A 12,581-nucleotide genomic window follows, 5' to 3' on the forward strand; every position below is an offset into this window, starting at 1 on the left:
ATCGCGTCCCGAGGTCACTCAGCGAGGAGCCCGCCATGCCCGAAGCCGTCATCGTCAGCGCCGCCCGTTCGCCGATCGGCCGGGCCTTCAAGGGCTCGCTGAAGGACATCCGCCCGGACGACCTGACCGCGCAGATCATCGGCGCCGCACTGGCCGGGGTTCCGCAGCTGGACCCGCGCCAGATCGAGGACCTGATGCTGGGCTGCGGCCTGCCGGGCGGCGAGCAGGGCCACAACCTGGCCCGGATCGTGGCCGTCCAGATGGGCATGGACTACCTGCCGGGCGCCACCATCACCCGCTACTGCTCGTCCTCGCTGCAGACCACCCGGATGGCACTGCACGCGATCAAGGCCGGCGAGGGCGACGTCTTCATCTCGGCCGGCGTGGAGACCGTCTCGCGGTCGATCCACGGCACCTCGGACGGCATGCCGGGCACCATGAACCCGCTGTTCGCCGACGCCCAGGCCCGCACCGCGCACCGCGCCGAGGTCGGCGGCGGCGAGTGGCACGACCCGCGCGAGGACGGCCTGCTGCCGGACGCGTACATCGCGATGGGCCAGACCGCGGAGAACCTGGCCGCGCTGAAGGGCATCAGCCGGGCCGAGCAGGACGAGTTCGGCGTCCGCTCGCAGAACCTCGCCGAGGCCGCGATCAAGGCGGGCTTCTGGCAGCGCGAGATCACCCCGGTGACGCTGCCGGACGGCACCGTGGTGAGCGCGGACGACGGCCCGCGCGCGGGCGTCACGGTGGAGGGCGTGTCCGGCCTGAAGCCGGTGTTCCGCCCCGACGGCACCGTGACCGCCGGTAACTGCTGCCCGCTGAACGACGGCGCCGCCGCGCTGGTGATCATGTCGGACACCAAGGCCCGCGAGCTCGGCATCACCCCGCTGGCCCGGGTGGTCTCCACCGGCGTCTCGGCGCTGTCGCCGGAGATCATGGGCTACGGCCCGGTGGAGGCGTCCAAGCAGGCGCTGAAGCGGGCCGGCCTGTCGATCGGCGACATCGACCTGGTGGAGATCAACGAGGCGTTCGCGGCGCAGGTCATCCCCTCCTACCGGGACCTCGGCATCGACCTGGACCGGCTGAACGTCAACGGCGGCGCGATCGCGGTGGGCCACCCCTTCGGCATGACCGGCGCCCGGATCACCACCACGCTGATCAACTCGCTGCAGTGGCACGACAAGCAGTTCGGCCTGGAGACCATGTGCGTGGGCGGCGGCCAGGGCATGGCGATGGTCATCGAGCGCCTGAGCTGATCGCGGCGGTGACGCCGTGACGGACGTCTCACCCGTCCGGAGTCACCGTCCGTAATTGAGGGCCGGATCACACCCGAGGTGCGATCCGGCCCGTTTTTCTGCCGTCCGGGACCGAAATGGCGACGCACCGGAATGGATCAACTCCGCTGCGTGGAACGGTATTACCCAACAATTTAAGGACAAGTAGGAAAGTCACCAGCAAATCGGACATCAGCCTCTGCAGTAACGGCCGCCAATACGGCAGTGTGGAGCCGTAACCCCGTTCCGCTCCTCGTTGGGAGTACGTTCCGTGAGCGTCGTCCACACCTCCCTGCTGCTGGCCCTGATCGCCCTGACCGCCGCCGTCCTGCTCCACCTCCGCGCCCTGGGGCGGAAGTTGGACGCCGTGCAGCGCACCGCGCAGCCCGCCCCGCAGCTCGACGAGGCGCTGATACGCCGTGCCGTCGCCGAGGCGCTCGCCACCGACCGGGAACGGGAGATCACCGAGGCCCGGGCGTTCTGGGCCGAGCAGGAGGCGCGCGCCGCCGAGGACGCGCCGTTGTTCGACACCCCGTTCACCACCACCGGCGAGGAATGGCCGATCTTCTTCCCGCGTCCGACCGGCCCGCAGGAGGCCGCCGACAACCACGGGGTGATGGACCCGGAGTTCGGCGAGGCGCTGCGGAACGCTCTGGAGGACCTGGTCAAGGACGGCCCCGCGGACGGCAGTTCGACCGACGGCGGAATCCGGCACCCGAGCCAGGGCGGCGGCTTCCCGGCGCCCGGCGACAACGGGGACGTGAAGGCCCGCCGGGAGGCCGACCTGCTCGCCACCGGCCTGGAGGCCGGGCTGCTGGACGCCGAGGCCGAGCCCGCCGCCGCGCCCGACCCGCGCCGCCACCCCTCGCACCCCGACTTCGTGCCCAGCCCGACCCCGTCCCGCGAGTGGACCGACGACCGGCTCGCCGCGCTCGCCGAGGAGCGGATCGCCCTCACCGACGTCCGCCCGGGCCCGCTCGGCACGCTGGACGTGTACGCGTTCGCGGACGGCACCACGCTGTGCGTGGCCCCCGGCGACCGGGAGGCGGCGTACCGGCTGATCGACGCCGTCCGGGCCGGCGAGGACGTCCGGCTGCTGGGCGGCTCCCGGTTCTCCGGGTCGTACTCGCTGACCTTCTCCACCGACGGCGACACCGTCTACGTGCTGGCCGACCGGGTGGTCGCCTCGATCTGAGCCACGCCCGAAGGGGCGTCGACCGCGCGACAAGGGGTTGCCCGCGCGGATCGGCGCCCCTTCGGCGTTCTCGCGAGCATCCTCCCGGCCGGTCCCGCAGGGCGTTCCCCGGCGGTGTGTCAGGCGGCGCGTCAGGCGGTGGTCCGGTCGGTCTCCGCGAGGTCGGCGAGCGCGTCGGCCAGCACCTCGGGGTGGTCGGCGGCCGCGGCGGCCAGGTCGTGGCCGGTGACGGCGAGTTGGTCGCCGACCGCGAACGCCCCGCAGTCGGGGACGGGCAGCGGCGGCAGGCCCTCCAGCGCGCGGCCGGCGTCGGCGAGCCGGCCGGCCAGCGCGAGCACCGCGGCGGCCCGCGAGGGGTGGCCGGGGACGGCGGCCAGCAGGCGGCTCTGCGGCAGCGCCCGGAAGCGGTCGGCCAGCCGGTCCACGGCGGCGGTCAACTGGGCGGGGGTGACGGGATGCTCCTCGGACATGGCCCCGAGGGTAGCCAAGCCGGGGCGGAACGGAACGCGGCGGGCCCCGGAGGAAGCTCCTCCGGGGCCCGCCGCTCGTACCGCCGCAACTGCTAGTCGTCGCCGCGCAGGATGGCGATCAGGCGCAGCATCTCCAGGTAGATCCACACCAGCGACAGCGTCAGGCCGAAGGCCGCCCGCCAGGACTCGCGCTCGGGGGCGCCGTGCCGGATGCCCTCCTCGACCTCGTTGAAGTCCAGGGTGAGGAAGAACGCGCCGAGGGCGATGCCGACCAGGCCGACCACGATGCCGAGCGGGCCGGAGCGCAGGCCGAAGTCCGCGCCGAACATGGTGGCGATGACGTTGACGAACATCAGGATCACGAAGCCGATCGCGATCGAGATGCCGATCCGGGTGTACCGCGGGGTGACCCGGATCCTGCCGCTCTTGTAGGCGATCAGCGTGGCCGCGAAGACCGCGGTGGTGCCCAGCACGGCCTGGATGGCGATGCCCGGCAGCAGGGTGTTGAGGGCCTTGCTGATCGCGCCGAGGAAGAAGCCTTCCAGGCCCGCGTACGTCAGGATCAGCGCCGGGTTGACGCTCCGCTTGAAGCTGATCACGAGGCCGATGACCATCGCGGCGATCGCGGCGACGCCGGCCAGCGCGTAGTTCTCGACCGGCACCACGAACCAGGCCACCGCGCCGGCGGCGACCAGCGTGAGCAGCGTCATCGCGGTGCGGGCGACCACGTCGTCCAGCGTCATCCGGCCGGTCTGGGCCGGGCCCGCGGCAGGGGCGGCGTACATCTCGACGAGCTGCTCGTCGGTCAGCGGCCCGCCGCCGGCGGGCTGGCCGTAGGCGTTGTTGCCGTACGGGTTGTTGGCGTACGGGGTGCCGTACGCCTGGGCCTGCTGCCCGGCCGGCTGCGTGCCGAACCCCGCGTACTGGTTGTCGCGGGTGAAGGACCCCTCCCGCGAGAAGACCGGGTTTCTGCTTCTCATCACATTCCCTCCGGGGCGGTACAGCACCACCCACTCAGACCACAACAGTAATGGTTTGGCAAAGTATTCCGCGTCAGCCGTGAGGAGGATCCCGTGTCGCCTGCGCGCGGGGCCCCCGAGACGGCAGGGTGGGAGACGCAACTGACACCCGATCAGAAAGGCGGCCCTCCGGATGGCCGAGGAGCTGTACGCCACCCTGAAGACCAACAAGGGCGACATCGTGGTCCGGCTGCTGCCGAACCACGCCCCGAAGACGGTCAAGAACTTCGTGGAGCTGGCGACCGGCGAGCGCCAGTGGATCGACCCGAACACCGGGCAGCCCAGCAACGCGCCGCTGTACGACGGAACGGTCTTCCACCGGGTCATCGAAGGCTTCATGATCCAGGGCGGCGACCCGCTGGGCAATGGCACCGGCGGCCCGGGCTACAAGTTCGCCGACGAGTTCCACCCGGACCTGGCGTTCACCAAGCCGTACCTGCTGGCGATGGCCAACGCGGGCCCGGGCACCAACGGTTCGCAGTTCTTCGTCACGGTCGGCGCGACCACCTGGCTGACCGGCAAGCACACCATCTTCGGCGAGGTCGCCGACGAGGCGAGCCAGAAGGTGGTGGACGCGATCGCCACCACCGACACCAACCCGCGCAACGACCGCCCGGTGCAGGACGTGGTGATCGAGAAGGTCGTGATCGAGACCCGCTGACCGCGCCACGACAGCGCCGCCCGACCCCGGTTGGAAGGGGACGGGCGGCGCTGTCGTCGACCGGGCGTCAGTCGGTCTTGATGCTGCTCAGGATGTCCATCCGGGAGGCCCGGCGGGCCGGCCAGAGGGCGGCGACGATGCCGACCAGGGCGGCCAGGGCGAGGAACAGCAGCACACTGCCGTAGGGGATCACGGTGGTCAGGCCCTTCAGGTCGGAGGAGAGCACCCGGGTCGCGGCCCAGGCCAGGAAGACGCCGAGCCCGACACCGACCAGGGCGCCGAAGACCGAGATCACCACGGACTCCAGGCGGACCATCCGCTTGATGCCGCGCCGGTCCAGGCCGATCGCCCGCAGCATGCCGATCTCGCGCTTGCGCTCGAACACCGACATCGCCAGCGTGTTGATGACACCGAGGACGGCGACGATCACCGCCATGCCCAGCAGGCCGTACATGATGTTCAGCGCGGTGGTGATGATGCGGCTGAACTGGTCGACCATGTCCTTCTCGGTCAGCACCTCGATCACCGGGTTGCGGCCGGTCGCGTCCTTGATGGACTGCTTGAGCTCGGCGGACGGGCCGTTGGCGCCCTTGACCATGATCTCGTTGACGTAGGCGTCGGGCTCGTACTGGTCGATCAGCGCGTTGGCGGCGATGATCGGCGACAGGCTGTCGTTGCGCTGGAAGACGCCGCCGACGGTGACGTCCGCCGTCTTCCCCTCGGCCACCTCGATCTTGACGGTGGAGCCCTGGGCCACGTTGTGCTTCGCGGCGTACTCGTCGTTGACCAGGATCTGGCCCTGCTTCAGCGCGCCGGTGGAGCCGGAGTTCAGGTCGATCTTCACCAGCTGGTCGAAGGCGGCGGCGTCCAGGCCCGTGACGGCCCGGTCCTCGCCGTCGACCGTCCACATCACGTTCGCGACCGGGCTGACGGCGGTCACGCCGTTCGCCTTGGCGATCAGGCCGGGCAGGTCACGGGAGAGCTCGTGGCCGTTGGCCATCGAGACCACGTAGTCGGCGTTCATCGAGCCGCTGACCATCTTGGTGACGGTGGTGGTGACGGAGCTGCCGATCACGGTCAGCGCGGTGACCAGGGTCAGACCGATGGTCAGCGCGGCCGCGGTGCTGGCGGTGCGGCGCGGGTTGCGGACGGCGTTCAGCCGGGCCAGCTTGCCGGGGGTGCCGAACACCTTGCCGAGCAGCGGGCCGACCAGGGCGACCACCGGGCGGGACAGCAGCGGCAGCAGGACGAACACGCCGATCAGGGTGAACGGGGCGCCGATCTCCAGCATGGCGCGGGCGCCGGCGCCCTTGCCGAACGCGCCGGCCAGGATCAGTGCGATGCCGCCGCCGGCGATCACCGCGCCGATCGCGTTGCGGATCACCAGGCCGCGCTGGGTGCTGGGCAGGTCGCCCGCGCTCATCGCCGCCACCGGGGGAATCCGGGAGGCCCGGATCGCGGGGAACAGCGCCGACAGCACGGTGACCACGATGCCGACGATCACGGTGGTGACCACGGTGACCGGGGCGATCACCAGCGAGCCGGTGGGCATGCCCTCGTTCATGGAGTGGATCAGGGACTGCATGCCCGCGCCGATGCCGACACCGGCGAGCAGGCCGGCCGCGGAGGAGAGCACGCCGATCAGCAGCGCCTCGACCAGCACCGACTTGGTGACCTGGGCCCGGCCGGCGCCGACCGCGCGCAGCAGCGCCAGTTCCTTCAGGCGCTGGGCGATCAGCATGGTGAAGGTGTTGACGATGATGAAGATGCCGACGAACAGCGAGATGCCGGCGAACACCAGCAGCATGGTCTTGGTGCCCTTGACCGAGTCGGCGACCATTTTGGCCTGGTCGTCCTTGAGCTGCTGACCGGTCTCCAGCGAGACCGAGTCGGCGGGCAGCTTGGCCCGGACGGCGTCCAGCAGGGCGCTCTCCGAGGTGCCGGGCTTGGCGGTCAGCACGATCGAGCTGTAACGGCCGGGCTCCAGCATGCGCTGCTGGGCGGTGGCGGTGTCCATCAGGACCAGCGTGCCGCCGGAGGTGACCTGCGGGTCGTCGGTGGTGAAGACGCCGACCAGGGTGACGTCCTCGGCGGCGCCGTTGCCGGCCACCCGGATCTTGTCGCCGACGTGGTAGCCGGTCTTGTCGGCGGCCTGCTGGTTGAGCGCGACCTCGCCGGCCGTCTTCGGGCCGCGGCCCTGTGCGATCGGGTAGCGCGGGTCCTGGCCGGAGCCGTCGGGCACGAAGTTGGCGCCGCGGGCGCTCCACGCCTCGCCGACCAGGTTGCCCTTCTTGTCGGCGACGCCGGTGAACGCGTAGACCACGCCGCGGGCCCGCTCGACGCCCGGCAGGGCGGTCAGGTCCTTGAGGGTGGCGTCGTTCAGCGTCTCGCGCTTCTTCTGGTCCGGCGTCTGCGCGCCGTCGTTGTGGTTGAGGTTGCCGACGCGGTGGTCGGAGACCTGCACCGAGACGTCGGAGTAGCTCTTGGAGAAGCTGTTGCTCATGGCCTGGCCCATGGTGTCCGAGAACACCAGGGTGCCGGCGACGAAGGCGGTGCCCAGCATGACGGCGAGTGCCGTCATCAGCAGTCGGCCCTTGTGGGCCAGCACGTTGCGCAGTGCGGTGCGATACATGGGTCAGTCCTGGGGTGGTGTGGTCGGGTCGGCGCTGTTGCGGGCCATCAGCTGGTGCGGCCCTTGGCGTCGAAACGACGCATCCGGTCGAGGACGGAGTCGGCGGTGGGGTTGGCCAGCTCGTCGACGATCCGGCCGTCGGCGAGGAACACCACGCGGTCCGCGTAGGAGGCGGCGACCGGGTCGTGGGTCACCATCACCACGGTCTGGCCGAGTTCGCGCACCGAGTTGCGCAGGAAGGAGAGGATCTCGGCGCCGGAGCGGGAGTCCAGGTTGCCGGTGGGCTCGTCGGCGAAGATGATCTCCGGCTTGGAGGCCAGCGCCCGGGCGCAGGCGACGCGCTGCTGCTGGCCGCCGGACAGCTGCGCCGGGCGGTGCGAGAGCCGACCGGAGAGGCCGACGGTCTCCACCACGCGGTCCAGCCAGGGCTTGTCGACCTTGCGGCCGGCGATGTCCATCGGCAGCGTGATGTTCTCCAGCGCGGTGAGCGTCGGCAGCAGGTTGAACGCCTGGAAGATGAAGCCGATCTTGTCGCGGCGGAGCTTGGTCAGCTGCTTGTCCTTCAGGCCGACCAGTTCGGTGTCGCCGATGGTCGCCGAGCCGGAGCTGACGGTGTCCAGGCCCGCCATGCAGTGCATCAGGGTGGACTTGCCGGAGCCCGAGGGGCCCATGATCGCGGTGAACTCGCCCTGGCCGAAGGAGACCGAGACGTTGTCGAGCGCGACGACGCGGGTGTCGCCTTCGCCGTAGACCTTGTTGAGACCGGTGGCGCGGGCCGCCGCCAGACCGGTGTGGGCTGCGTACGCGGTCGAGGTGCTCACGAAGGGGACTCCTTGTCCGGGAGGTGCTGGGATCGTCACTGGAGGGCGGTCCGCACGTACGTCGACCGCTACTCCATCCTCTCCTTCGTGATCATGGAGTTCGTCGATCCGCCGAACGGTTGCCGCCCCGCCCGCAGGCGTACGGACGCCGCCGGGGTCTCCTCCTTCGGTATGACTCGCACCCCGAGAGCCCGCGGTGGCCGAGAAGCGCCGAAGGGTGGCCGAAATGACAGACGCTTCGTCAGATCGCATGGAAGCATGACAACTTCCGTCCCAGGAAATATGCGAAACCCTCGCCCGGCCGACTAGGCTCAGTGGTCGAGCTCATTGCGCTCCCAGGCCCAGATGGTGGAACGCAGACACGGGCAGCTTAAAACTGCTTGGCCGGAAGGCCGTGCCGGTTCGAGTCCGGCTCTGGGCACCAGTCTGCATATATGCCGTGACCTGCGGTGATGGCCCGACTACGGGCCACCGCGCGGCAGCCTGCGGCGGGAGCTCCCGGCCGGGCCCACCGGCTCCGGAACCGTGCCGCGTGCGGGCAGGCCTGCGGCCCGGCCGGGGTCGCCCGGCCGGGCCGTCGGTCGGTCCGGGTCAGGTGGCCGTGATCGACAGTGCGTGGTGGAACACGTTGGTCGGGTCCCAGGCGGCCTTCACCTGCTGCAGACGGGGGTAGTTGCCCTTGTAGTAGAGCGTCTGCCAGGACACGCCGGAGGTGTTCCACTGCGGGTCGGCGAGGTCGACGTCCGGGTAGTTGATGTAGGAGCCGTCGTTGGCCGTGTTGCTGACCGGCACGCCGCCGGTGGCGGCGTACACGTCCCGGTAGAGCGCGCGCATCCAGGCCACGTGGCGGGCGTCCTGGGAGGGGTCGGCCCAGTAGGTGGTGAAGTTGGCCTTGAGGATCGAGTCGCGCTGCGGCATCGCGGTGGCGTCGGGGGCGACGGCGTTGGCCTTGCCGCCGTAGGAGTAGAGCAGGATCGAGCTGTGCCCGTCGTAGCCGGGGTCGGAGAGGTACTGGTACAGGGTCGATATCTGGCCGGCGTCCCAACCCTTGCGCAGGTAGGCGCCCTTGGACTTGGTGCGGTTGAACGCGCCGGTGTCGTACGGGTCCTTGAGGGTGGCCTTCAGCCACGGCGAGGTGGACTGGGTGCGGGCGGCGGGCGCCTGGACGCCGGCCGCGACCGCGTCGAGGTAGCCGGTCATCAGGCCGGCCGGGTTGGCGACGGTGCCGTCGATCTGGGCGCTGAGGGTCAGGGTGCCGACCGCGGCGTTGCCGAGGATCAGCACGCTGTGCAGGCCGGCGTAGGGCGAGCCGTCGGCGCTGTTGGCGGCGTGCCAGGCGCCGTGGTTGCGGACGACGGCGGCGAAGTCGGCCGCGTTCAGGTCGCTCCACTTCCACACCGCGGTGGCCTTCAGCAGGGTGGCCGGGGGCTTGGGCAGCAGTCCGGCCGGGTCGGTGCCGGTGGCGCCGGGGGTGCGGAACCAGTAGCGGGTGACCACACCGAAGTTGCCGCCGCCGCCACCGGTGTGCGCCCACCACAGCTCGCGGTTGCCGTCGCCCGGGTCGCTGGTGGCGACCACCGCGCGGGCGGTGCCGGAGGCGTCCACCACGACCACCTCCAGCGCGTACAGGTGGTCGACGATCGAGCCGTAGGCGCGGCAGAGCGCGCCGTAGCCGCCGCCGGTGACGTGGCCGCCGACGCCGACGGTCGGGCAGGTGCCGCCGGGGACGGTGACGCCGAAGTCGAGGTAGAGAGTGCGGTAGACGTGGCCCAGGGTCGCGCCGGCCTCGACCATGAAGGCGCGGCGGGCGGAGTCGTAGGAGACCGCGTTCATCTCTGACATGTCGATCAGCGTCCGCACCGCGGGGTCGTCGACCAGTCCGTCCAGGCAGTGGCCGCCGCTGCGGACGGCGATCCGCCGCCCGCCCTGCACCGCCTCGTTCACCACCGCGATCACCTGCGCGGTGGTGTACACCACGCGCACCGAGTCGGGCTGTCCGACGAAGCGTCCGTTGTAGCCGCGCGAGGTGAGATCGAGGTAGCGCGGGTCGGTGGGCGGGACGGTGCGGGCGGGCGGCGTCCACACCGTGGCCGAATCGACAGTGCTGTTGACAGAGTCGGCGGCAAAACTGTCAATCGCGGGGAGCGCGACAGTGCCACCGAGTGCGGCGGCCACCCCGAGGAACCCGCGACGAGTCGTTTCAGCCAAGGTCAACACCAGCCCTTTCCCATTGTCGCGGCCGCCCCGCCGAATGGCCGGAATGCGCGCGATCGGAACGAATACCGGGCACGATACGCAGCCCTGTCGGCAGGCCGTCGCCCACCGCGGGCCGGATACGGTACTGCGTCAGGTGCGGTGGGCGACTATCGGATACCCGGGCTTTTCGGAGGGGCGAGTTCCGGTCAGTACCGGGCGGTGTGCAGGATGGGCCAGCCGCAGTCGCGGGCCAGTTCCGTCATCAGCGGATCGCGGCCGACCACCCGCGGATTGCCGACCACCCGCAGGATGGTGAGGCCCTCGCGGTGGTCGCCGTACGCGAAGCACTGGGCCGGGTCCAGGCCGAGCCGGGCCATCGCCTCCACCACCACCTCGGAGCCCGCCTCGTCCGGCGCGTCCGTGTACAGCACCAGATCCGCCGCCAGACCGGCGCCCGAGACAGTCGGACGGCCGACGGCCGGGCGGGCGGCGGGGACGCCGGGCGACGGACCGCCGGCGACGCAGACCAGCAGGTCGCCGGCCGAGCGATGGTGGGCCGCGGCCTCCAGCACGGTGAGTGCCGAGCCGGCCGACAGCAGGTTGTGTCTCACGTCGAAGAATGCCGCGCGGCGGCCACGCCGGATGATCACGCTCCTCCGTTCCCGTGCTGCTCTCGCTCTGTTCGCGCGCGGGGCGCTACCGACCGGGTAATCATGCCGCACGCATTTGCCGTCGTGAAGTCTCGACTTCGGCGGCAGCAGATTCCCTATTCCCGGCGGAATAGCATTCCGGCCGATATTGATTCGGTCCCCGCTCGTCACGGGGCACATGACATGGGCATGCCCATGAACTTTACAGCCTCCCTTGACACGATTTGACATCTGGTGTTGTATCTGCCGCACCAAGGTCGCCTAGTCAGGGGAAGCGAGATGGCCGAGCGAGACGGCGGGACGGTCGGGATCATCCTGGCCGGCGGACGAGGAGAACGCGCGAAGCCCATCACCCTCGAGTCCGCGGACTACATCCGGAGCAAGGCGCTGATCCCGTTCGCGGGCCGACGGCTGATCGAGTGGGTCATCGACGCCTGCCGCGAGCAGGGCATCCGCCGCTTCTACGTGGTGGCGCAGGGCCTGGAGAACCGCAGCCAGATCAAACTGCTGCTGGGCCACGGCGAGCAGTACGGGGTCGAAGTGCGCTATTCGCGCTCCAGCTTCGACCGGTACAACGTCGGGTCCGGCGCCGCCACCCTGCACAACCTGGAGCAGTGGGACCTCGCCGAGCGGGCGCTGGTGCTCCCGGTCGACTCGGTCTTCGACTTCTCGCTCGCCGAGCTGGAGGCCACCCACGAGGCGACCAACGCCGTGGTCACCGTGGCCGCGGTGGCCCGCAGCCCGCTCGAAGTGGCCGGCAAGTACGGCGCGATGCGCACCGACGCCGACGGCCTGGTCTCCGGCTTCGTCGAGAAGCCCAGCCTGGCCCGGGTGCACGAGATCTTCCCGGAGGCGACCAGCGACAACTGCGCCCTGGTGCCCACCAACGCGGGCATGTACCTGGTGGACTGCCGCCGGCTGCGGCTGGCCGCCCGGGAGCCGCAGCTGATGCGGCAGGCCCAGCAGCGCCTGGACTGGGGCGGCGACCTGCTGCCCTGGCTGGTCGAGCACGGCCGCGCGGTGGCCGCGCACCACATCGCCCGGCTCGGCGACCTCGGCAACGTCGAGGACTACCTGGTGACGCTGCGCCAGGTGCTGGCCGGCGACTTCCACCAGATGAACCAGCTGATGCCCGCGCCGCGCAGCGACCGCCCGCGGTACTGGATCCACGAGAGCAGCCTGCACACCAAGGACGACGTCTCCGGCACCACCCTCGCCGACAAGATCGCCAGCGGCGACGTGGTGATCGGCCAGGGCGTACGGATCGGCCGGCACGTCGCCATCGGCTCCGGCGTCCGGCTGGAGCACGCCGACATCGGCGACGGCGCGGAGCTGCGCGAGGGCGCCCGGCTGAGCGGAACCTCGCTCGGCGACTCCTCGATGGTCGGCCCGTACGCCCGGATCAGCGACTCCTACATCGGTCCGATGGCCGACATCCACTCCACCCGGGACAACCCGGTCCGGATGGACGGCTACTGCGCGGTCGGCGACGGCGTGCACGTCTGGCAGGGCACCCGGCTCACCGGGGTGAGCATCTACCCGCGGCTGCGGGTGCCGGCCCTGGCCAACCTGCCCTCGGGCACCCGGCTGACCAACTCCGACGACATCCTGCGCTGGATCTGAGCACACCCGAGCAGCCCGACAGACCCCGAGCAAGCCCGAG

General features: G+C 70.8%; 10 protein-coding genes and 1 tRNA gene. 5 read left to right on the forward strand and 6 right to left on the reverse strand.

The features are described 5' to 3' along the window. The first annotated feature begins 35 nt into the window (after window positions 1-35). Together AMK19_RS12775 and AMK19_RS12780 are read left to right on the forward strand one after the other, a co-directional pair. Window positions 36-1,256, forward strand: coding sequence for an acetyl-CoA C-acetyltransferase (locus AMK19_RS12775; RefSeq protein ID WP_073811160.1), 1,221 nt, complete (start codon window positions 36-38; stop codon window positions 1,254-1,256). A 289-nt stretch (window positions 1,257-1,545) separates the two neighbouring features. Next, a complete protein-coding gene (locus AMK19_RS12780; protein WP_073811162.1) occupies window positions 1,546-2,469 on the forward strand; it encodes a hypothetical protein in 924 nt (307 codons plus the stop codon). A gap of 131 nt (window positions 2,470-2,600) precedes the next feature. On the opposite strand, the gene AMK19_RS12785 is transcribed toward AMK19_RS12780, so the two are convergent. Further along, on the reverse strand, window positions 2,601-2,939 hold the full coding sequence (locus AMK19_RS12785; RefSeq protein ID WP_073811163.1) for a hypothetical protein: 339 nt from the start codon (window positions 2,937-2,939) through the stop codon (window positions 2,601-2,603). 92 nt (window positions 2,940-3,031) lie between these two features. Beyond that, window positions 3,032-3,919 (reverse strand): Bax inhibitor-1/YccA family protein, encoded by an 888-nt coding sequence (locus AMK19_RS12790; RefSeq protein WP_073811165.1) that lies wholly within the window; start codon window positions 3,917-3,919, stop codon window positions 3,032-3,034. A gap of 172 nt (window positions 3,920-4,091) precedes the next feature. Here AMK19_RS12790 and AMK19_RS12795 point away from each other — a divergent pair, with 172 nt between their 5' ends. Next, window positions 4,092-4,619, forward strand: coding sequence for a peptidylprolyl isomerase (locus AMK19_RS12795; RefSeq protein WP_073811167.1), 528 nt, complete (start codon window positions 4,092-4,094; stop codon window positions 4,617-4,619). 67 nt (window positions 4,620-4,686) lie between these two features. Here the strand turns inward: AMK19_RS12795 and AMK19_RS12800 are convergent, their stop codons facing one another. Continuing rightward, window positions 4,687-7,251 (reverse strand): ABC transporter permease, encoded by a 2,565-nt coding sequence (locus tag AMK19_RS12800; RefSeq protein ID WP_073811169.1) that lies wholly within the window; start codon window positions 7,249-7,251, stop codon window positions 4,687-4,689. A gap of 47 nt (window positions 7,252-7,298) precedes the next feature. Continuing rightward, window positions 7,299-8,072, reverse strand: coding sequence for an ABC transporter ATP-binding protein (locus AMK19_RS12805; RefSeq protein ID WP_073811171.1), 774 nt, complete (start codon window positions 8,070-8,072; stop codon window positions 7,299-7,301). Between the two features lie 339 nt (window positions 8,073-8,411). Here AMK19_RS12805 and AMK19_RS12810 point away from each other — a divergent pair. Next, window positions 8,412-8,496: transfer RNA gene (locus AMK19_RS12810), tRNA-Leu, on the forward strand. A 167-nt stretch (window positions 8,497-8,663) separates the two neighbouring features. On the opposite strand, the gene AMK19_RS12815 is transcribed toward AMK19_RS12810, so the two are convergent. Both AMK19_RS12815 and AMK19_RS12820 read right to left on the reverse strand, forming a co-directional pair. Continuing rightward, window positions 8,664-10,280, reverse strand: a complete 1,617-nt coding sequence (locus AMK19_RS12815; RefSeq protein ID WP_083646796.1) for an FAD-binding oxidoreductase — start codon at window positions 10,278-10,280, stop codon at window positions 8,664-8,666. 194 nt (window positions 10,281-10,474) lie between these two features. Next, window positions 10,475-10,918: a hypothetical protein gene (locus tag AMK19_RS12820; RefSeq protein WP_073811173.1), complete on the reverse strand. Its 444-nt coding sequence runs from the start codon at window positions 10,916-10,918 to the stop codon at window positions 10,475-10,477. Between the two features lie 279 nt (window positions 10,919-11,197). Between AMK19_RS12820 and AMK19_RS12825 the strand changes: the two genes are divergently transcribed. Beyond that, the gene (locus AMK19_RS12825) at window positions 11,198-12,541 is read left to right on the forward strand and encodes a sugar phosphate nucleotidyltransferase (RefSeq protein ID WP_073811175.1); all 1,344 of its coding nucleotides are present in this window, start codon (window positions 11,198-11,200) and stop codon (window positions 12,539-12,541) included. Window positions 12,542-12,581 lie beyond the last annotated feature (40 nt).

The sequence above is a fragment of the Kitasatospora sp. CB01950 genome (assembly GCF_001905465.1).
Lineage (GTDB): Bacteria > Actinomycetota > Actinomycetes > Streptomycetales > Streptomycetaceae > Kitasatospora.